Source organism: Streptomyces sp. NPDC006384 (genome assembly GCF_042870695.1).
Classification (GTDB): domain Bacteria; phylum Actinomycetota; class Actinomycetes; order Streptomycetales; family Streptomycetaceae; genus Streptomyces.
In genome coordinates, this window is sequence record NZ_JBIAHR010000003.1 from 74,159 (window position 1) to 94,684 (window position 20,526).

At 73.3% G+C, this 20,526-nt stretch carries 20 protein-coding genes and 1 tRNA gene; 5 read left to right on the top strand and 16 right to left on the bottom strand.

Annotated features, from left to right (window positions below):
- Positions 1-240: 240 nt before the first annotated feature.
- From ACFYOJ_RS04495 to ACFYOJ_RS04505, 3 genes are all read left to right on the top strand, one after another.
- Complete coding sequence (locus ACFYOJ_RS04495) at positions 241-1,227, top strand: LuxR C-terminal-related transcriptional regulator (RefSeq protein WP_356554380.1); 987 nt, start codon at positions 241-243, stop codon at positions 1,225-1,227.
- A gap of 84 nt (positions 1,228-1,311) precedes the next feature.
- Positions 1,312-1,779, top strand: coding sequence for a hypothetical protein (locus ACFYOJ_RS04500; RefSeq protein WP_356554382.1), 468 nt, complete (start codon positions 1,312-1,314; stop codon positions 1,777-1,779).
- A 2-nt stretch (positions 1,780-1,781) separates the two neighbouring features.
- Positions 1,782-2,081, top strand: a complete 300-nt coding sequence (locus tag ACFYOJ_RS04505) for a transcriptional regulator (RefSeq protein WP_356554383.1) — start codon at positions 1,782-1,784, stop codon at positions 2,079-2,081.
- A 115-nt stretch (positions 2,082-2,196) separates the two neighbouring features.
- Here the strand turns inward: ACFYOJ_RS04505 and ACFYOJ_RS04510 are convergent, their stop codons facing one another.
- From ACFYOJ_RS04510 to ACFYOJ_RS04585, 16 genes are all read right to left on the bottom strand, one after another.
- On the bottom strand, positions 2,197-4,809 hold the full coding sequence (locus ACFYOJ_RS04510) for an insulinase family protein (protein WP_356554385.1): 2,613 nt from the start codon (positions 4,807-4,809) through the stop codon (positions 2,197-2,199).
- Positions 4,810-4,885: 76 nt separating this feature from the next.
- Positions 4,886-5,797 (bottom strand): hypothetical protein, encoded by a 912-nt coding sequence (locus tag ACFYOJ_RS04515; RefSeq protein ID WP_356554387.1) that lies wholly within the window; start codon positions 5,795-5,797, stop codon positions 4,886-4,888.
- Positions 5,798-5,817: 20 nt separating this feature from the next.
- Positions 5,818-6,510, bottom strand: coding sequence for a flavoprotein (locus ACFYOJ_RS04520; RefSeq protein ID WP_356554389.1), 693 nt, complete (start codon positions 6,508-6,510; stop codon positions 5,818-5,820).
- Positions 6,507-7,448, bottom strand: a complete 942-nt coding sequence (locus ACFYOJ_RS04525; protein WP_356554555.1) for an LLM class flavin-dependent oxidoreductase — start codon at positions 7,446-7,448, stop codon at positions 6,507-6,509. Before ACFYOJ_RS04525 ends, ACFYOJ_RS04520 begins: the two co-directional genes overlap by 4 nt.
- A gap of 94 nt (positions 7,449-7,542) precedes the next feature.
- On the bottom strand, positions 7,543-9,342 hold the full coding sequence (locus tag ACFYOJ_RS04530; RefSeq protein WP_356554391.1) for an ABC transporter ATP-binding protein: 1,800 nt from the start codon (positions 9,340-9,342) through the stop codon (positions 7,543-7,545).
- A 37-nt stretch (positions 9,343-9,379) separates the two neighbouring features.
- Positions 9,380-10,552, bottom strand: a complete 1,173-nt coding sequence (locus ACFYOJ_RS04535; protein ID WP_356554392.1) for an ABC transporter permease — start codon at positions 10,550-10,552, stop codon at positions 9,380-9,382.
- Positions 10,549-11,439 carry an ATP-binding cassette domain-containing protein gene (locus tag ACFYOJ_RS04540; protein WP_356554394.1) on the bottom strand — a complete coding sequence of 297 codons (891 nt, stop codon included), beginning with the start codon at positions 11,437-11,439 and terminating at the stop codon, positions 10,549-10,551. The genes ACFYOJ_RS04535 and ACFYOJ_RS04540 overlap by 4 nt, the downstream gene beginning before the upstream one ends.
- Positions 11,433-12,443: a methyltransferase gene (locus ACFYOJ_RS04545; protein ID WP_356554396.1), complete on the bottom strand. Its 1,011-nt coding sequence runs from the start codon at positions 12,441-12,443 to the stop codon at positions 11,433-11,435. The genes ACFYOJ_RS04540 and ACFYOJ_RS04545 overlap by 7 nt, the downstream gene beginning before the upstream one ends.
- Positions 12,444-12,581: 138 nt before the next feature.
- Positions 12,582-12,764: an LxmA leader domain family RiPP gene (locus ACFYOJ_RS04550; protein WP_356554398.1), complete on the bottom strand. Its 183-nt coding sequence runs from the start codon at positions 12,762-12,764 to the stop codon at positions 12,582-12,584.
- Positions 12,765-12,834: 70 nt separating this feature from the next.
- On the bottom strand, positions 12,835-13,029 hold the full coding sequence (locus ACFYOJ_RS04555; RefSeq protein WP_239766123.1) for an LxmA leader domain family RiPP: 195 nt from the start codon (positions 13,027-13,029) through the stop codon (positions 12,835-12,837).
- Between the two features lie 173 nt (positions 13,030-13,202).
- Positions 13,203-13,385 carry an LxmA leader domain family RiPP gene (locus ACFYOJ_RS04560; RefSeq protein ID WP_356554400.1) on the bottom strand — a complete coding sequence of 61 codons (183 nt, stop codon included), beginning with the start codon at positions 13,383-13,385 and terminating at the stop codon, positions 13,203-13,205.
- 52 nt (positions 13,386-13,437) lie between these two features.
- Positions 13,438-13,632 (bottom strand): LxmA leader domain family RiPP, encoded by a 195-nt coding sequence (locus ACFYOJ_RS04565; protein WP_239766123.1) that lies wholly within the window; start codon positions 13,630-13,632, stop codon positions 13,438-13,440.
- A gap of 34 nt (positions 13,633-13,666) precedes the next feature.
- On the bottom strand, positions 13,667-14,689 hold the full coding sequence (locus tag ACFYOJ_RS04570) for a T3SS effector HopA1 family protein (protein WP_356554402.1): 1,023 nt from the start codon (positions 14,687-14,689) through the stop codon (positions 13,667-13,669).
- A complete protein-coding gene (lxmK, locus tag ACFYOJ_RS04575; protein WP_356554403.1) occupies positions 14,686-15,825 on the bottom strand; it encodes a class V lanthionine synthetase subunit LxmK in 1,140 nt (379 codons plus the stop codon). Before lxmK ends, ACFYOJ_RS04570 begins: the two co-directional genes overlap by 4 nt.
- A gap of 35 nt (positions 15,826-15,860) precedes the next feature.
- Positions 15,861-16,151, bottom strand: coding sequence for a hypothetical protein (locus ACFYOJ_RS04580; RefSeq protein WP_356554405.1), 291 nt, complete (start codon positions 16,149-16,151; stop codon positions 15,861-15,863).
- A gap of 353 nt (positions 16,152-16,504) precedes the next feature.
- Positions 16,505-16,588: transfer RNA gene (locus ACFYOJ_RS04585), tRNA-Leu, on the bottom strand.
- Positions 16,589-16,970: 382 nt separating this feature from the next.
- Here ACFYOJ_RS04585 and ACFYOJ_RS04590 point away from each other — a divergent pair.
- Both ACFYOJ_RS04590 and ACFYOJ_RS04595 read left to right on the top strand, forming a co-directional pair.
- Complete coding sequence (locus ACFYOJ_RS04590; protein WP_356554406.1) at positions 16,971-17,771, top strand: ABC transporter ATP-binding protein; 801 nt, start codon at positions 16,971-16,973, stop codon at positions 17,769-17,771.
- A 183-nt stretch (positions 17,772-17,954) separates the two neighbouring features.
- Complete coding sequence (locus ACFYOJ_RS04595; RefSeq protein WP_356554408.1) at positions 17,955-20,486, top strand: FtsX-like permease family protein; 2,532 nt, start codon at positions 17,955-17,957, stop codon at positions 20,484-20,486.
- Positions 20,487-20,526: the final 40 nt, after the last annotated feature.

The window sequence follows — 20,526 nt, forward strand, 5'->3', positions numbered from 1 at the left end:
CCGGCGTTCACCCGACCGGGAAGCCGGTGCAGGCCCCGGCGAGGCCGGTCCCGGCCTCCCGCGCTCCGCTGCCTACGGTTCCGGGCCGCTTCGCACCGCGCCGAAGGGCGGAGGAAGGATGCGGAACCGCGACTGCCGCGGAGTCGCCGATTCCCCTATGATCGCGCTTTCAGCCACGCTGTGTGGCCCGCTGACCACGGGTACGGGCACGATCGCTGAAACGACGTAGGGGGATGTCGCATGTCTGTCGGCTCGATGTCGGTCCTGGGGCTGTCGGAGCTGGAGGAGCAGCTCTACCGCCATCTCCTGAGAAACCCGGGTGCGAGACCCAGCGAACTCCAGCCACCGGTACACGCACCGCTCCACGAGATCGAGAGCGCGCTGGAACGTCTCCTCTCCCTGACGGTCGTCACGGAGGGTGCCGACGGCGGCCTGCTGCCGGGAGTCCCCGAACTGGTCGTGGACAATCTGACCGGCATGCGGCTGAGGCAGCTGCACGACGAGATGCGGGCCGTCACCCAGGCCCGGCACCTGATCGCGTCCTTCCGAGCCGAGCAGGACTCGGTGCCGGCCGAGGCGCCCGACGTGGAGAAGCTCGACAACCTGGACACCATCCGGAGCAAGATCGACACCCTCGCCTTCTTCGCCCGCGAGGAGATCCTGTCGGCCGAGCCGTACACGAAGCTGACGCACGAGAACATCCAGCACGCCCGGCCGCTGGACCTGCGATGCATCAGGCGGGGCGTGCGGATCAGGAACATCGTGCGCACCCAGGCGCTGGAGGATCCCCTCACCGCCGACTACCTGCGTGAACTGGTCTCCCTGGGAGCGGAGATACGCGTGGTGGAGGAGATACCCACCCGCGTCCTCGTCTACGACCGCCACATCGCGCTGACGCCGGTCGATCCCGCGGACAGCTCGCGCGGCGCCCTGGTGGCCCAGGAACCGGGGCTGGTGGCCAACATGGTCGCGCTGTTCGAGGGGACCTGGTCGACCGGTACGGAACTGGCCTCGCTCGGCGACCAGGGCGAACCGGAGCGGCTGCCGGAGGTCGAGCAGCAGGTCCTGGAAGCCATGTGCCGCGGCGCCAAGGACGAGATCGGCGCCCGGCAGCTGGGGGTGTCCGTGCGCACCTACCGCCGTTACGTGGCGAGCATCCTGCAGTCGCTGGAGGCGGCGAGCCGTCCGCAGGCGGCCCTGCTCGCCCGCGAACGGGGCTGGGTCTGACCACCTTCCGGACCCTTCCGGACCGGATGACCGGACACGCGAAAAGCACTTGCCATGATGGAAAGTCGGGGTACACTTTCCACCATGGAAAACAGCATCCCGGAAGACCCCGCCGCCGCGCGCTCGGCCCTGGACAGCGCCTCCTCCGCCCGTGCCGCGCTCGCCGACCGCGCCACCGCGCCCTGGTGGTACCACGCCGGGCTGGGCCTCGGCGTGGGCATCGTTTTCGCGTCGATCGACATGGGCGGAAGCATGGTGCCCTCGGGTGTCATCGCCGGTGGCGTCGTCCTCCCCGCGGCGCTCACCCTGAGCGTCGCCCGCTCCCGCGGCATCTCGGTCAACCGCTCGGTGTCCGCCCCCGGCACCCGTGGCCTCAACGGCCTGTACCTGGTGCTCCTCCTCGCCCTCGGCGCCCTGGGCCTCAGCCTGAAGCTGGCCGCGGACGTGCCCGGCGCCATGTCGGTGGCCGGACTCGTGGCGCTCGTCCTCACCGTGTACGTCACCAGGCGCAACGACGAGGCGCTGCGCCGTGACCTGCAGCGGCAGGCGTGACCGTGCCCGGTCTGGACGAAGTGATCCACCCGGCGCACCGCTTGCAGATCTGCGCCATGCTCGCGGCGGTCGACTCCCTGGAGTTCTCCGTCGTCCGTGACGCCCTCGCGGTCAGCGACTCCGTCCTGAGCAAGCAGGTCAAGGTGTTGCAGACGGCCGGCTACGCGACCGTGCGCAAGGCCCCCGTGAACTCCCGCACCCACACCTGGCTCGCCCTGACCGAGGCGGGCCGGGAGGCGCTCGCCGGACACCTCGCGGAACTGCGCCGTATCGCCGCCCTCGCCGACCCCGCCGCCCACTGAGATCCGCCGGTGCCCGGAGCGGAAGGGTGACGTCAGGGCCTAGGATCGACGATCACGTACGGACCCGGTGTACCCCTCGGCAGTACACCGGGTCCGTACCTCCGTCCCGGGCCCCTCAGGCGCCGGCCGGAAGCGGCGCCAGGTCCGGCCCCACGGCGCCGAGCAGCACCGTGTCCATGGCGGCGTCCGCGAAGAGTTCGCGGCCGGCCCGGGCCACCTCCTGCGCGGGGACCTCGGTGAGCAGGCGCGGAAGCGCGGTCAGCCACCCCGGGTCCCGGCCCGTGGCGGTCAGCTGGCGCAGCAGGTCGGCCTGCGCCGCCGGGGAGTCGAAGGCGCCGAGCGCCTGCGCGGCGCAGAACTCCCGCGCCGCCTCGACCTCCGCCACGGCGAACGGCTCCTCCCCGGCCCGGCGCAGTTCCTCGCGGAGCCGCGCGAGCAGCCCCTCGGCGGAACCGGGCGCCACCCGCGCCCGTACGAAGACACGCGGGGTCCCGAGCATCATGTCCCGCCCGCTGTAGGCCTCGCCTCCCGCGCCGGTCACCGCGCGCAGGCGCCGGGCCAGCCGGGAGCCGAAGTAGCCGCCGAAGACCGCCGTGGCCAGGTAGCGGGCCGCCTCGGTCTGCGCGGCGCGCCCGTCCGGCGCCCGCCGTTCGGGTGCGCACAGGGTCAGATGCACCTCGGGTCCGGCCGGATCCCGCAGGACCAGCAGCCGTCCGCCCGCCGACGGCCGCCGCACGGCTTCGGGTTCCGCGGGGGCCGGGCGGCCGGACCGCCAGCCGGAGAGCGCGCCGGCCGCCGCGGCGACCGCCTGCCCGGGGTCCAGGTCGCCGAGCAGGACGAGGACGCCGCCGCGCGGATCTCCGAGCGGCCGCCGGTCCCCGCCCCGCGCACGACCGGGGAGTTCGCCGACCGTGTCCGGTGCGAGCCAGTGCCGGCGCAGGGCGTCGTCGACGAGGCGTTGCGCGGGCGGCCGGGCAGCCGGTGGCACGGCGGGCACGGCCTCCGGGCCGGCGGGTCCGGCGTGCGGGGCGACGAGTTCGGCGAGCAGCGCCAGCCAGGCGGGAAGCCGCTGCGCGGGCGCGCAGCCCGTGACGTCCAGCCACTGCCCGTCCACGGTCGCCCCCAGGGTGGCGCCCAGGGCCGCCGCGCGCTCCGTGGCGCGGATGCGGGCGAGTGCGGCGCGCAGCAGGATCTCGGTCCCCGCCGGGTCCGCCCAGCCGGCCGGCCCCAGGGGCAGCCGCAGCCGCGCCTCCACGCAGGGCGCCCGCCGGTCGGCGACAGCGACCACGCGCGTTCCGTTCTCCCACGTCACCTCGTGCGGGTCCGGCTGCGCCGGCCAGAACGGCACGCCGTACGGCGCCGGCGGCCGGGCCGCGGGCAGGGCCCCGGCCGGGTTCCGCCGGGCGCCGCTCCCGTCCCCGGTGTCCGCGGGGCCGGCTCCGTCCGCGAACGGCCGCCGAGGCCGGGTGCGCTCGGTGCCGGGGCGCAGCACCAGCACCGACGCGGCGGAGCCGGCCAGTCCGCCGGCGGCGCGGGCGACATCGGCGGGGCCGACGGCGGCGAGACGCTCGGGGAGCAGGTCGAGGAGCTCGGCCCGGCCGAAGAGGATCTCCAGCCGGCCGAGGGCGCGGCACCGGGCCTCCAGGTCCGCGTACAGCCGGTGATGCTCGCTCACCATCAGCCCGGCCGTCCGCCGCACCGCGTCCGCCGGAGGCCCGTCCGCCCAGCCGGCCCATCGCCGGCCGAGAGCGGTGACCACGTCCCGCGGGTCGGTGCCGGACCGCAGCAGCGCCGTGACCACCAGCGCGTCGGGGTCCTTGGCGTCCAGGGGTCCGAAGAAGCCGCAGCTCGTGCTGACGGGGGGCAGGCCGGCTGCCGGCGGGCCCTGCTCGGCGGTGAGCCGGGCCAGTACCGCGTGCGCCAGGTAGCCCGGCAGGTCCGTGCCCGGGTCGGGCAGCCGGTATCCGGCGGCCAGCGCGGTAGCCGCGAATCCCGGCTCGGTCCCCTCCGCCCACCGCTCCTTCGCGGGGAGGGGCTCGGCGAGCACGGGCTCCGGCGGCAGGGGGCGGGCCTCGATCTCCCCGAAGTGCCGCTCCACCAGTGCGCGGACCGCTCCGGGGTCCGCCGCGCCGACGACGGTGAGCACGGCGTTGCCGGGCGCGTAGTGGGCGGCGAAGAACTCCGCGCAGTCCGCCACCGTGGTGGCGCGCAGCCGCTCGGGGTCGCCGTACCCGTCGTGCGCGTTGGCGAAGCGCCGGAACAGCACCCCGGGCATCAGCGGCCAGGGGAAGCCTCCGTAGGGCCGGTCGTGCACCGCCTGCCGGATCTCCTGCTCCACACCGACGAGCTGCTCCGCCAGTGCGGCCTCGGTGAAGAGCGGCGCGCGCATCCGGTCCGCCTCCGCGAACAGGGCCTTCTCCAGCGCCTGCGCCGGGACCACCTGGTAGTAGTCGGTGTAGTCCTGGTGCGTGGTGCCGTTGGCGTGGGCGCCGAACCGGTGCACATGGTCGTAGAAGCGTCCCTCGGGGAGGCTGGCGCTGCCACGGAACATCAGGTGCTCGAAGAGGTGGGCGAATCCCTCCCGGCCGGGCGGCTCGGACCGGAACCCGGTGCCGTAGTGCACGGCCACGGCCACCCTCGGCTGCGGAAACCGGCAGTCCAGCACCGTCCGGAGCCCGTTCGGCAGGGTGAACCGGATCAGGCCCGGCTGCGGACGACTGGCGTTCATGGCGTGCGTCTCCCGTGGGTCGTGAAGGAGTGCGGTGCGAAGGGAGTGGGGTGCGCCGTCGGGCGGGCAGGCACGGTCACAGGTCGACCAGGAACGTCAGGAACGTGGCGTAGTGGTCGAACCCGGCGGTGTGCCAGCCGACGTAGGCCGCGATGTCGTGGACGTGCAGCAGGATGCGCAGCGCCGCGAGCCGGTTCCACTGCTCTCCGGCATCGCGGCCGTACCCCTCGAAGAGCGCCTCCAGCAGGAGCTGCCAGCCTTGCTGGTCGCCGCCCAGCTGCCATCTCAGTTCGACCAGTTCGCCCAGCACCCAGCCGAGGTCGAAGTACCAGGGAGCGACGGCCAGGTCCTCGCCCGTCAGGAGGGCGGCGGACCCGGTGCCGTCCCCGGCGATCAGGGAGCCGAGCCCGGGGGCGCCGTGCACCAGGGTCACGTCGGGGTCCTCGCGGACCTGGTGGCACCAGTCGGTGACCCGGCCCCAGCGCTCGGGTCCCAGCCGGCCCCGCAGCTGGGCGCCCACGTAGGCGGCGCGGGCGACCGGGGCCCGGCCCGCCAGCCAGGTGTCGAGGCGGAGAAGCCCGCGCGGCGGCCCGGGCCACGGCCCCGTGCCGGTGCCCCGGGCCGGCGGGCCGCCGGCGTGCAGCCGGCGCAGCGCCAGGCCGAGTCCGCGCATCGGTTCCCGCAGCTCGGGCAGCGGGCCGGAGGACAGCAGTCCGTTCGCCACCGACTCCCCGCCCGCGATCCGGTACGTGCGGCTCGTCGGGCTGCCGTGCCCCACGGCCAGCCGGACGGCTCCCCTGCCGTCGGCCATGGCCAGCCGGTCGCCGAGCCCGGTGGCGGACCGGAAGGGGTCCGGCGCCAGGCGTCCCGTGGTCCTGGTCCACTCGTGCCCACCGGGCACGGCACTGACCCGGGTGCGCAGCAGATCGGTGCCGTACTCCAGCTCCTCGGACGCGGCGGACGCGGAGGACGCGGCAGACGCGGTCACGGACACCGCTTCCCGCCCGCTCATGACCGGGCCAGGTCGGCGGCGAACTGGGCCGGGGTCGCGGGCGGTCCGGGCGGACCCGCCTCCAGCTCGGCGCGGCGGTGTTCCAGCATGCTGACGGCCTCCGGCAACAGCGGTGGCACCCACGCCTCGGCCCGACCGGTGGTCAGGCTGATGCCGGGGTGCGGAGGTACGAGGACGAGGTTCGGCCGGGCGGCCAGCGCCGCCCAGTGGGTCTGGAAGGCGGCGCTCTCCAGCCCGCCGGGAGGCAGCGCGGGGGCCACCGCCACGGGGGCCCGGGTGCAGTGGCAGGCGAGCAGGGCCGGGGAGTCGGCCAGCCCCAGTGCCAGTCGCGCGGTGAAGTGGAACGTCGCGGGATAGACCATCACCGCCTGGGCCCACTCGGCCCATTCGACGTGGCGTGCCGTCGCCTCGTCCTCCGGCCACTCGTCGAACAGCACCTCGCCGACCCGGTGCAGCCGCCCGGCCAGTGCCTGCCGGGTGACGAAGCGCCGGGCGCTCCGGGTGAGGACGAGCTTGATCTCGAGGCCGGGATAGGACAGCCGCAGCCAGTCCACCCAGTACGGCATGCCGGTCGCGAACGCGGAGCCCGCGGTGACCACCAGCAGCCGGTCGACGTTCAGGGCGGGAGGCTCGGTGCCGGGCGCCTGGGGCGGTGCGGCCGGTCCGGGCTCTCGGAGGTGACCGCTCACGAGGTCACCTCCGAGAGGATCCGCTCCAGTTCGCGCAGCGCGCTCTGGCCGCCGTGGACAGCGTTCACTCCCGTCACGTTCAGGACGATCTCGTCGACCCCCGCCTCGTGGAACGCGGCGAGTTCCTCGGCGAGCACCTTCGGCTCCCCGTACAGGAAGGCCCGCCCCGCGACCAGGGCGGCGGCGCCGGCGGCGGGGTCGTCGGTGTCGGCGTCGATGCCGGAGCGGCGCAGCATGTCGACGTAGTGCGGCAGCTGGAGGTGGCCGAGGTTGCTCGCGAGGGCGAGGGCGGCCGGGTCCCGGTCCGGTGCGGCCAGGGCGACCGGGACAACGGACACCAGCCGGGGGATCGCGCGCCCGGCGGCCTCGGCGCCCTCGCGCAGGGCGGGGACGATGGTGTCGCGCAGGTAGGCGGCGGGCGTGAGCCAGGTGATGGCCGTGTCGGCCACCTCCCCGGCCAGCCGGGCCATCCCGGGGCGCAGCACCCCGAGTCCCACCTCGACGGGCGGACGCGGCACCGGCAGCAGCTTGCCGTGGCAGGTGAAGTAGGTGCCGTCCTGGGCGACGGACTCGCCGGCCAGCAGGCCGCGTACCGCCGTGAGGTACTCGCGCGACGCGGTCAGCGGGCTGCGGTAGGGGGCGCCGCGCATGCTGCGCTGGAGCACCGCCGCGCCCGGCCCGAAGCCGGCCACCACGGGGTGGCCGGTCGCCGCGGCCACCGACTGCGCCTGGAGCGCCGCCTCGTAGGGGTGGGTGAACGGCATGAGGGTCACGCCCAGCCCGGTCGGCACCCGGAAGCCGGCCGCGGCGGCGTAGGCGAACGCCTGGTGCGGCTGGTTGAGCATGGCCTGGCCCTGCCACAGCCGGTGTGCGGCGCTCCACTGGGTGAGCGCCGCGTAGGGCAGGATCATCTCCGGCCGCGGCGGGGCGAAGGGCATGAGGATCGAGTACGTGGGCGTGGATCGCTGAGTCACTGGGCCGCTCCTGGCCGGTCTGGCCGCCGGCCGGCGGCCGGGGTCGTCGTCATGGGTCTCATCGGGACGCGGTGCTGAGGGTCTGTCCGCTCACCAGGTCGGCGTAGTCGGGGCAGCGGTCGAGGAGGCCCAGGTGGGTCCCCTGGTCGACGACCCGGCCGCCGTCGAGCACGATCACGTGGCCGGCGTGCTGGACGGTGGAGATGCGGTGGGCGACGACCACGACCGCGCGGTCGGCGGCGAGTGCGTCCACGACGTCCCGGAGCTTCTGCTCGTTGATGGAGTCCAGGTGCGACGACGGCTCGTCGAGCAGCACCAGCGGGGCGTCGGACAGGACGGCCCGCGCGAGCGCCAGCCGCTGGCGCTGTCCGCCGGAGAGGTCGCTCGCACCGCCCAGGACGGTGTCCAGGCCCTGCGGCAGGCGGCGGATCTCCTCCCCGAGACCCACGCGGTCGAGCGCGGCCATGAGCTCCGCGTCGGTGGGCGTCCGCTCGTGCCCCAGCAGCAAGTTCTCGCGGACGGTGTCCTGGAGCAGCGTGCACGACTGGTCCACGTAGGCGATCCGGGCGCGCAGGTCGGTGAGCGGCCAGTCGGCCAGGTCCCGGCCCAGCACCTCGACGCGGCCGCTGTCCGGTTCCATGAAGCCCTCGATCAGGCCCAGCGCGGTGGTCTTGCCCGATCCCGACAGGCCGACCAGGGCGGTGAGCCCGTGGGCGGGGACCGTCAGGCCGACGTCCCGCAGGACCGGCTGGTCGCCGTAGCCGAAACCGACGTTCTCGAAGCGCACGGCCGCCGGCGCCGCGGACACGGCCCGCCCGGGGACCGGGTGGGGCCGGGGCCCGGCGGCGGTGGCGGCCCGGGCCGAGGTCTCCGTCGGCAGCGCGAACAGGGCCTCGAACCGCTTGCGGGCCACCAGGCCCGTCTGGAGACCGCTCACGCCCGAGGCCGCCATGATCAGCGGCGCGGTGAGCTGGAGGAGGTAGAGCAGGAAGGAGACGAAGTCGGCCAGGCTGAGGTGACCGTGCATCATCCGGCTGCCGCCTCCGATCACCACGCTGACCAGGGCCACCTGCTGGCCGAGGGTGATGATCGGCACCATCAGCGACTCCATGCGGGCCGCGACGGCCTCCAGCTGGGCCACCCGGCCGGCCCGCTCGGCGAGCCGGTCGCCGGTGGTCCTCTCCGCGCGGTAGGCCTTGATGATGGTCAGCGCGCCGAGCGCGGCGACGAAGTGCTGCGCCAGCCCTCCGACCTCACCCTGGACCGCCGTGTAGGTGCGGCGCAGTCCCCTGACCACGAGGGTGATGAGCCCGACCGCCACCAGGAACGCCGCGACGGTGATCAGCAGCAGGACCCAGTCGAGCAGCCCCATGATCACGAGCGTGCCCACGACGGTGATGCCGGCCATCGGCAGCTGCATCGGCCCGATGTCGATGAGGTTCTTGACCATGGCGGCGTCGGCGGTCAGGCGGGAGACGAGGTTGCCGGGGCCCTCCGCCTGGGCGTCGCGCAGCCGCAGTTCCAGGGCGTGCCGCATGGTGCGCACGCGCAGCCGCAGGATCAGCCGCCGTCCCATTCCGCTCAGCAGATACGTGGCCAGTGCTCCGGCGGCGGCCGAGCCGAAGCCGGCCGCGACCATGGCCAGCACCCACCAGACCGGGTTGTCCCCGTTCTGGATCACGGCCAGCAGCCGGCCCACCACCATCGGGAGCGCCAGCGTCGCTCCGGCGGAGGCCAGGGCGAGCACGGCGATGACGCCGACCTGCACCCCCTTGCCTCGGGCCAGTTCCCGCAGGACGTGCAACCGCCATGCCTCCTCGGCATGTGTGTCCCCGTGCCCGGTGACCACGTGTCCCATACCCGGCTCCCCTCCTCGACCTTCCCGTACCGAGCTCTCAGTGCGCCGCACCGCGCAGCGCCTCTCCGACCTTGACGATCCCGCCGTACCGGAGCAGGCCGCCGCGGTAGACGCGGCCGCCGAACCGGACGAGGGCGACGATCGCCAGCAGCATCAGCGCGAACGCCGTTCCCACCTGCCACCAGGGCACGTCGGTGGTGGCCATGCGCATGGGCATCGCGGCCCAGGACAGGCCGGGCACCAGGGACACGACGGTCAGCGCCGTGTCGTCCTCGGCGCCGCGCGCCGCGAGGGCGGGTCCGGCCAGGCTCAGCATCTGGAGCATGTTCACCGGCCCGATGACGTGGTTGACGTCCTCCTGCCGGGAGACCAGCGCGCCCGCCACCGCGTAGAGGGTCACGAACAGGACGTAGCCCGGGGCGAACCACAGCAGCAGGTTGGCGGCGGTGCCGATGGCGCCGAGCGGCGCGGTCAGCGCCCCGAACCCGATCGCGGCCCCCAGGGTCGCGATCGCCATCAGCAGGATCTGCACCAGGGCCGCGGCGCCCAGGCCGACGATCTTGCCGGTCAGCAGATGCCAGGCGCGGGCCTTGGCCAGCAGCACCTCCACGATGCGGCTGGACTTCTCCTCCGCGACGCCCTGGGCGATGCCCAGCCCGGACAGCAGCATCAGGACGAACAGCAGGAGCACACCGATCCCGGCGGTCATCGTCCGTTCCCGCTCCGCGTCCGCGTCCGCGTCGATCGCGCTGACCCGCAGGGCCGGCGGGGTGAGCGCCCGTGCGGTCTGGCCGGGCCCCGCGCCGAGTTCCGCCATCTGCTCGACGTGGGCGGCGGTCTGCTCGGCCTGCCGGATCACGCGCCCGAGATCCGCGTCCAGCCCGCGCAGCACCAGCACCTCACCGCCGGGCAGCACCGCCGCGTCCACCGTGCCGTCGCGCACCGCCGCGCGGGCGGCGTCCGTGTCCGGGTACTCCTTCACCGTGACGTCGGTGCGCAGCGCCGAGGCGACCGTGCCGCGCTCCCCCGCCACGGCGACGGAGGGCGGACCGTCGCCGTCGCCTTTCAGTACGCCGGTCAGGGCGAACGAGAGGGCCATCATCGCGGCGGTCACGATCACCGACGCCCAGAAGGCCTTGTTGCGCAGTTGCCGCGCGATCTCACGGGCGGCGACGACGCGCACCAGTTCCAGGTCGGCACGCCGGTTCATGCCTCCACCGCTTCCCTGAAGATGTCCACGAGGCCCGCTTCCCGCCGGCCGAAGAACTCCACGCGCCCGGCTGCCTGCGCCGCGGCCAGGGCTTCCTGCGCCGCCCGGTCGGACTCCAGCTCCAGGCTGGTCAGCCCGTCCTCCTCGGCCAGCACCCGCGCCCCGGTCAGGCTCCTCGCCCACGTCGGTGTCACGTCGCGCACCGACATCAGCACCCGCCCCCGGCCGGCGGCGCGGCGCAGCTCCTGCACGGTGCCCTCGGCCACCAGACGGCCGCCGCACAGGATGCCGACGCGGTCGCACAGGCGCTCCACCAGTTCCAGCTGGTGGCTGGAGAAGACGACCGGCACGCCCTCACGGGCGCGCTCCAGCAGCACGTCGGCCATGGCGTCCACGGCGACCGGATCGAGCCCCGAGAAGGGCTCGTCCAGGACCAGGACGGCCGGGTCGTGGATGAGCGCCGCGATGAGCTGGACCTTCTGCTGGTTGCCGAGGGACAGCTTCTCGAGCGGGGCCCTGGGACCGGCCTCCACCCCGAGGCGGTCGATCCACTCGGCGGCGCGGCGCTTGGCCTCGCGGGGCCGGACGCCGCTCAGCCGTGCGAGGTACACGAGCTGGTCGAGGGGGGTCATCTTGGCGTACAGGCCGCGCTCCTCGGGCATGTAGCCGAAGCGGCGGCGGGAGTGGGCGTCCGCCTCGGCGCCGTTCCAGCGCACCGCCCCCCGGTCGGCGCGCACCACCCCGAGCGCGATGCGCATGGCGGTCGTCTTGCCGGCGCCGTTGGCTCCGCAGAACCCGAACAGCTCGCCGGGCCGCACGTCGAAGGTCAGGCCGTCCAGGACGCGCCGGCCGCCGAAACTCTTGCGTACGTCGTCGAAGCTCAGCACGGCGTGAACTCGAGGAGGGAGCGTACGGGGGTGACGGGGCCCTCCCACGTGGGGCGCAGGCCCGCGGCCTCGGCGAGGGCCTTCACCTGCCCGACGGTGCGGACGGGGGCGGGCATCGTGGCCCGCAGCCACAGTTCCAGGGCCGCCGAGCCGGGGGCGTCCCGCGGCACCTGGAGGTTCACCTCGGCGACGAGGACCTTGCCGGCCGGTCCCGCCGCCTCGGCGCAGCGGCGCAGGATCGCGACCGCCCGCTCGTCCGACCAGTCGGCGAGGATGGCCGACAGCAGGTAGACGTCGCCGCCCGTGGGCAGCGGATCGAAGAAGCTGCCGACCACGGCCCGGGCGCGGTCCGCCAGACCGGCGGCGGCGAACCGCCGGCCGGCGACCTCGGCCACGTTCTTGAGGTCGACCAGTGTGCCGTGCAGGCCGGGCTGCCGGCGCAGCAGTTCCATGAGGACGGCGCCGCTGTGACCGCCGACGTCGACCACCCGCCGGACCTGCCGCCAGTCGTAGCTGTCGAAGATGAGCTCCGCACCCCAGCCGAGCTGCGGCCGTTCCTCGGTCTGCTCCAGCGCCTCGACGAAGGCGGGGTCCTCGTTGACGGTCTCCCAGTAGCCGCGTCCGAAGACCGCCGCGTGGGCCGGCTCTCCGGTGCGCAGCGTGTGCGTGAGGTCGACCAGGGCCAGTTCGGCCCTTCCGTACAGGCCGTCCTGCGCCAGGTGGGCGCGCAGGCTCTCCGGGTGGTCCGAGCGGAGCCGGGCGCCGAGTTCGGTGACGGTGTGGGTGCCGTCGTCGCCGAGGGTCAGCACACCCCGGTCCGTGAGGTGACGCAGCAGCAGTTCCAGCAGGTCCGCACGGGTGCCGGTGATCTCCGCCAGCTTCACCACGTCGGCCGGGCCGTCGAGACGGTCCGCGAGACGCAGGGTGGCGGCGGCCCGGATCGCGGCGGGGGTGAGGAGGTCCGCCATCTCCAGCAGATCTCCGCTGTCCTGTTGGTGCGCCATCGGTCGGTTCCCATCTGGTGCGCGGGTGAACGGGGTTGTTCCCCGGCCCCGAGAGGGGAGGGCCGGGAGGTGAAGACCGCCGGGCGGCCGGACACGGTGACGCGGACGTTCCGTGGCCGGCCGGCCGGCGAGCCACGATCAGCAGCCGCCGGAGATCGTCCTGGCCGAGAACTGGCTGGCGACGAAGCTGGCGGTGGCACTGGCGATGCAGGCGGGCGAAGTGGCGGGCGCCTCGGCAGCGGCCGTCACGTTCAGCTCACGAGCGTCGCTGTAGGCCTCGTAACCGGCCATCAGCTCCATGATCGCGGTGGTCTTCTCCATGGGATTTCCCTCTCTTCATGTGCTCCGTGAAGGAGCGCTGCCGGCCCGTGCCGGCAGGTTCAGGGGCGGGTCAGCAGGTCAGTTCGTAGGTGGCACCGCTGACCGCGCTCGCCGACGCGGCACACCAGCTGGAGCTGGCGACACTGGCCGCGCAGACCGGGGTCGTGGCGGGGGCGTCGGCCGCCGCCGTGATGTTCAGCTCGTCGACGTCCGCGTAGGCGTCGTAGTGCGAGACGAGCTCCATGATGGCCATGGACTTGTCCATGAATCTCTCCCTTTTGTTTTGCGTTTCTCTTTTTCTTCGGAACCGCTTCGAAGCGGTTCCTTCGGTATTCCGCCACCCATGCGTTCGGCATGTTTTCCGTTGATTCGGCACCCTTTTTTCGACAAGGGTGTCCCGCGGACGGAAAGGCGACGGAATGCGGAGGGTTCCTCGGTTCAGCAGCCGCCGGAGATCGTCTTGGCCGAGAACTGGCTGGCGACGAAGCTGGCGGTGGCACTGGCGATGCAGGCGGGCGAAGTGGCGGGCGCCTCGGCAGCGGCCGTCACGTTCAGCTCACGAGCGTCGCTGTAGGCCTCGTAACCGGCCATCAGCTCCATGATCGCGGTGGTCTTCTCCACGGGATTCCTCCTTGTGTACCGCCGGCGGTCACCGGCAGGCTCAAGGGGCGGGTCAGCAGGTCAGTTCGTAAGTGGCACCGCTGACCGCGCTCGCCGACGCGGCACACCAGCTGGAGCTGGCGACACTGGCCGCGCAGACCGGGGTCGTGGCGGGGGCGTCGGCCGCCGCCGTGATGTTCAGCTCGTCGACGTCCGCGTAGGCGTCGTAGTGCGAGACGAGCTCCATGATGGCCATGGACTTGTCCATGAATCTCTCCTTGTCGACGTCCGTGCGTGCCTGGTCAGGCGGGCACGGAACCTGGAACCCGTAGGCCGGACGGCACTGCGGGACGTTCGGACGGGGCGCTGTTGTGCGCCGGGCGGGCCGGGTCGATGCCCGCCTCGGTGAAGCGCGCCACGACGGCGCGCTCCAGGCCGACCGCACCGGCCGCGCCGTCGAGCAGGGCGCGGGCCAGGGCGGTGGCACGGTGCTGGCCGAAGCTCAGGCCGGACATACCGGGACGGTCGTCCTCCGGTTCCCGGGCCACGGCGACGCCGGGCGCCACGGTCTCGGTGAAGACGGACGTCTCGCTCCCGACGCCGGGTGTCCCCGACAGCGCCTCGGCGAGAGCCGGCACCTCGGGCCACGACTCCTGTCCGAGGTACACGACCAGTGCGTCGCGCCGGGGGTACAGCGCCTTGGCGGACAGGATCTTCGAGCGGTACGCGACCCCGCGCTCCTCGAGGCGACCGAGGGCGCGAGCCCACACCCCGGCGGCGTCCTGCCATCGTGTGACGTGGACGTACACGCGCAGCACCTCCCGGTGGGGGCTGCGCGGCAGCGAACCGTCCACCACGAAGAACCCGGGCGACAGAGCGGGCCGGCGTGCGGGGACGCCGAGGGTCACGACCTGCCCCGCCGTGAGTCCGCCGTCCGTGCGGATGGCGTGCGCCGGCACCCACACCCGCACACCGTCTCGTTCGACCAGGGCGCGTGCGTCGGGGCCGTCGTCCTGCGGGGGGACGTGCAGCCGTGCGCGGGCGACGCTCCGCTCGTGCGGCACCGCCGCGCCGAGGACGCGTTCGAAGGCCTCGTCCCGCAGCCGGAAGGACAGCTTCCCCTTCTCCACGAACTGTCCCGCGTGCAGGATGTCGTACAGCGCCTCGGCCAGCAGCCGGCGCATCTCGCGCGGGCTGTCCGCCGTGACCTCCCGGCCGGCCACCTGCGCCCGGGTGCCGCCGTCGGCGACGGTCACCTGCCCGAGCGCTTCCCGCAGCCGGGCGGGCAGTGTGCCGGGAACGACCTGTTCCGGTGCCTGGATCATGCGGCCACCTCGTGTTCTTCGGCTTCTTCGGCGAGGTCCGTGAAGCCGAGCGTGGTCACGAACCTCTCGGGGTCGATGAGCGCGGCCCGGCCGATGCCTGCCGCCGCCCGTTCGATGCCGGAGAGCCTCGATGTCCGGGACGCGCCCGCCATCAGCCGGTCGAGCATGTGCCAGCCGGCGTACGCGGTGGCCCTCGTGGCCAGTTGCCCGTCCACCGTGGGACGCGCCTGCCGGTAGCCGCGCCAGAAGGCGGTCACCAGGGGCAGCAGCCGCTGCATCTTCTCCACGCCGCGACCGAGGACGGTCTCGTGCGTCAGTTCGACGTCCTGGAAGGCCACGTCGCCACGGGTGGTGACGATGTCCAGTACCGAGCGGTGCAGCCACTCGCCGGCGAAGGCGCCCACGTCACGGGCCGGGTCCGCCAGCCTGAACTCCTCCCAGTCCGTCACCAGGAAGTCCTCGTCCCGCACCAGGAACTGGTCGACCCGCAGGTCGCAGTGGGACGGCACCCGGGGCGCCTCCCGCTCCCTGGCACGCAGCTCCCCGATGGCCCTGACCAGGCCCTCGTCGGTCTGCATCAGCCGCCAGCCCTGGAGCTCGGCGAAGCTCAGCGACTCGAAGACCGGCAGCGGCAGTCCCCGCAGGAAACCCTCCGGCGGATGGGGCGGCCGGGACTCGTCGAGCGCGGGGGAGCTGCCGGCCGGCGCCTCGTGGAGCAGCCCGATGGCCCGCCCGACGCGCTCGGCGAGTCCGGTCCCGAAACTTTCGTCGATCATCAGCTCCGCACCGCTGCGCGCGTCCTCGACGAGGTCGTAGGCGACCAGGGCCGCCTCCTCGTCCGCGCCCAGGAAGGCCGGGCCGCGCAGCGCGGCCGTGGGCAGGGTCTCGGCGAAGGACTCGAAGGACAGCAGGCGCCGCATGCGCGCCCGGACATCGGCAGCGGGGCCGACCAGGTGTTTGACGAAGACCTTGCGCCCGCCGGCGGTGGTGCCCGCCCAGGAGTCGTTGCGCCCGACCGGTGCCGTCAGGGAGTCCCTGACGAACGGTCCGGTTCCCAGTTCGACGAGCAGCGCGTCCACCGACGGCACCTCGTCCAGATCTCGCGGCTTGAAGGTCGCCGCACGGTTGTTGCCCACAATCCCTCGCAGACCTCGGAGAGCCGACCGACCGGTCACTGCCAGCCGTTGACGGGGCCGGGGGGGCCGGTGACGGGACCGGGGATTCCGGAGACGGGACCGGGGAGCTCGGGAAGGTGCTCCCGAATGTCCTCGATCATCTGCCGGATTTCCCCGGGAATCCGCTCGCCGTTCATCTCCGCAGAATGCGGGACGACCGGCGCCCGGTCCTCGGCGAAGGCACTGCCGGCCGCCATGGGCGATCCGCCGATCAGCAGGGCGGTACCGGCGACCACGCCCACACGGGCGATGGAGCCGACGACGAGCGAATGGAAATTCTTCTTCACTGTTCCCCCTCGATTTCCCTCTCACGAAGACTTTCTCAGCGCCGACGGTCACACTCCACAGAGATCGGTGACATGTTGGTGCAGGGGGCGGTCAGGTTGCTGCAGTGCCCGCCGGACGGGCCCGGGGCGGGCGGGAAGGCGGCAGCGGGACAGGCCGGCACCCGGGAGGCCGGCAACGCACAGAGGGATGTCCGCGGTCCGCGGCTCGGCCGGCTCAGACGACGGGAAGCGGGTGACGGCGGCGGGTGACGGCGGCGCGTGACGCGCGCGTGCTCCCGCTGAGCTTCCGCCGCGCGGAGGAGTGCCGGCGTCCACGGCCTCGTCGCCGAGGCGGGACGCGGGAGCGCGGTGAGTGCCCGGAGCCGGACTTGAACCGGCACGCCCGCGAAGGGGCAGCGAGGTTTAAGCTCGCCGTGTCTGCATTCCACCATCCGGGCAGGCCATGGGCTCCGCTTCGAGTGCCTCGACCCTATCGGGACGTCCCTGCCCTGTAGAGGCCGGGCAGCCCGATGTTGTCTTATTTTATTGGCGCCTGAAGGGTCATCAGGTGCCTGGGCAGGCCATCAGCACTTGCCAGCAGCCTTGCGCGCCGCGCTCCCCCGCGTACGCGGATTGACGGGATTTCACCGTCCCGGCCAGGGCACCCGCCCCGTTCTCACGTCGGGGTCGCCCGTCATCCGCAGGTATGACACCGGTCCGCGCCGTCCGACCACGGTCGCCCCCGGAAACCGGAACAGCGGCTGACTCCGCGGCGCCGGGCGGGCGGAACGATGGATGACGTCCCCGAGCAGCCGTCGTACCGACAGGAGAACCCTTCCCGTGACCACCGCACCCCCCGCCGGCCGGGCCACCACCGTGGCCGCGCGCGCCACGGAGCTTTCCAAGATCTACGGCCACGGTGAGACCCGGGTGGTCGCCCTGGACCGGGTCTCCGTCGACTTCCGGCAGGCCGAGTTCACCGCGATCATGGGCCCCTCCGGCTCCGGCAAGTCGACGCTGATGCACTGCGTCGCCGGACTGGACACCTTCTCCTCCGGTTCGGTGCGCATCGGCGACACCGAGCTGGGCTCGCTGAAGGACAAGCAGCTGACCAAGCTGCGCCGGGACAAGATCGGTTTCATCTTCCAGGCGTTCAACCTGCTGCCGACGCTCACCGCGCTGGAGAACATCACCCTTCCGATGGACATCGCGGGCCGCAAGCCGGACAAGCAGTGGCTGGACTCGGTGATCGAGATGGTCGGTCTGTCCGGCCGGCTCGGCCACCGTCCCTCCCAGCTCTCCGGCGGCCAGCAGCAGCGCGTCGCCGTGGCCCGCGCGCTGGCCTCCCGCCCGGAGATCATCTTCGGTGACGAGCCGACCGGGAACCTCGACTCCCGTTCCGGCGCCGAGGTGCTGGGCTTCCTGCGCAACTCGGTGCGGGAGCTGAAGCAGACGGTCGTGATGGTGACCCACGACCCGGTCGCCGCCGCCTACGCGGACCGGGTGGTCTTCCTGGCCGACGGACGCATCGTCGACGAGGTGCACGGGCCGACGGCGGACACGGTGCTCGACCGCATGCTGCGTCTTCCTGGGGGAAATCCCCAGACCCCCGGCTTCGACGCCAAGGGCCGCACCAGCTGACTCCGTCCGCCCCGGCCGGCCCCCTCGACGCCGGGCCCGCCGGCCGACACATCCGACGCCTGGGCCGCCCCGGCCGCGCCTCGGCGCCCGGACCGTCCCGGCCGGCGTCGCCCGACGCCCGGGGCCGCGTCCGCCGACGGCTCCGCCCGCCTTCCACCCCGCACGTCTGGACGAAGTAGACCCATGTTCCGTACCGCCTTGCGCAACGTCTTCGCGCACAAGGCCAGGCTGTTGATGACCGTGCTCGCCGTGATGCTCGGCGTGGCGTTCGTCTCCGGCACCCTGGTCTTCGCCGACACCCTCTCCCAGGCCTTCCGCAACCAGTCGGCGAAGAGCTACGACGACGTCGCCGTCGCCGTCACCTCGCATGCCGACCCGGACGACCCCCGCCAGGAGCCGGGCCTCTCCGGCGAGGTCCTCGACCGGATCTCCGCGGTGGACGGCGTCGCCGGGGTGTACGGCCGCGTCGAGGGCTTCGCCGGCGTCGCCGGCCCCGACGGGAAGCTCATCGGCGTCGGCTGGTCCAACAAGGGCTCCAACTTCGCCCCCGGCAAGGACGGCAAGGACGCCGCCTACACGTTCACCGACGGCTCCGGCCCGGTGAGGGACGACCAGATCGCCCTGGACGAGGAGTCCGCCGCCAAGGGCGAGTACGAGGTCGGCGACCGGGTGCGCGTCGCGACCAACGGTCCGGTGAAGGAGTACACCCTCAGCGGTGTCTTCACCACCGAGGACGGCGCCGTCAACGCCGGCGGCAGCCTGGTCCTCTTCGACACCGCCGTCGCCCAGAAGCAGTACCTGAAGCCGGGCTGGTTCGCGAGCGTCACCGTCACCGCCGCCCCCGGCGCGGACGACGCGAAGATCCTCGGCGCGGTCGAGCCGCTGCTGCCGGACAACGCCGAGGCCCGAACCGGCCAGGCGCTCGCGGACGAGCAGGCCGACCAGATCGAACAGAGCCTGGGCAACCTCAAGCAGGTCCTGCTCGGCTTCGCGGGCATCGCGCTCTTCGTCGGGATCTTCCTGATCTCCAACACGTTCACGATGCTGGTCGCCCAGCGCACCAAGGAGATCGCCCTGATGCGCGCCGTCGGCGCGTCCCGCAGGCAGGTCACCCGCTCGGTGCTCGCCGAGGCCGCGCTGGTGGGCCTGGTGGCCTCGGCCGTCGGCTTCGCCCTCGGCGTCGGTCTGGCCGTCGGTCTGCGCTCCGGCATGGCCGCGTTCGGCATGAAGATGCCGGCCGGTCCGCTGGTCCTGTCCGCCACGCCGGTGGTCGCGGCGTTCGCGGTGGGCGTGCTGATCACGATGCTCGCCGCCTGGCTGCCCGGCCGCCGGGCCGCGAAGATCCCGCCGGTGGCGGCCATGAACAGCGTCCACGCGGTGGCCACCACCAAGTCGCTGGTGCTGCGCAACACCATCGGCGCGGCCGTCACCGCCCTCGGCGCGGCGGGGATCGTGGCGGGTGCCTCGGCCGGCGGCGACGACGGCCGGATGTACATCGGGGCGGGCGCGTTCCTCGCGCTGATCGGCGTGATCGTCCTGATCCCGCTGCTGTCCCGGCCCGTGATCGCACTCGTCCGTCCGCTGCTCGTCGGCCCCTTCGGGGTGGCGGGCAGGCTGGCCGGCCAGAACGCGGTCCGCAACCCGCGCCGCACCGGCGCCACCGCCTCGGCGCTGGCGATCGGGCTGACGCTGGTGACCGGCCTGTCGGTGCTCGGCGTCACGGTCGGCGCGGCCGTCGACAAGATGACCACGGACAACATCAAGGCCGACTACATGGTCACGATGGCCAACGGGGACGACCTCGACCGGACCGCGGTGACGGCGCTGGAGAAGGCCGAGGGCGTGTCCGCGGTCTCGCCGCAGCAGGACGCCCGCCTCCGGGTCGACGGCGACTACGTGTCCGCCTCGGCGGTCACCCCGGGCGACATCGGGAAGGTCCTGGCCGTCGACGTCGTCAGCGGCAGCGCGGGCTCGCTCGCCGAGGGCCGGATCGCGGTCGCCGAGACGACGGCGAAGAGCAGGGGCTGGAAGACCGGCGACACCGTCCCCGTCACCTTCGACGACGACGAGAAGGCCACGCTGACGGTCGGCGCCGTCTACAAGGACAGCGAGTTCCTCTCCCCCGTCCTCGTCGACCGCGCGGTCGTGGACCGGCACCAGACGAAGCCGGCCATCAGGCAGATCTTCGTGAAGGTCGACGGCGGCCGGACCGCCGCCAACGAGAAGGCCCTCATCGACGCGCTCGGCGACAACCCCGCGATCACCGTGATGGACCGGCAGGACATCCGCGACGAGTTCGGCGGCGCCATCACCACCCTGCTGAACGTCATGTACGGCCTGCTGGCGATGGCCCTGGTCATCGCGGTGCTGGGCGTCGTCAACACCCTCGCGATGTCCGTCTTCGAACGGCAGCAGGAGATCGGCATGCTGCGCGCGATCGGTCTGGACCGGCGCCGGGTGAAGCGGATGGTCCGGCTGGAGGCCGTCGTGATCTCGGTGTTCGGCGCGGTGGTCGGCATCGGTCTCGGCACGTTCCTCGGCTGGGCGGTCGGTGAGACCGTCGCCGACCAGATCCCGGGGTACGCGCTGGTCCTGCCCTGGGGCCGGATCGGGATCTTCCTGGTGCTGGCCGCTCTGGTGGGCGTCCTGGCCGCGATGTGGCCGGCCCGCAACGCCGCCCGGCTGAACATGCTGAACGCCATCAAGGCCGAGTGACCTCACCGCGTCCCCTGAGGGCCGGGCTCCCCGTGACGGG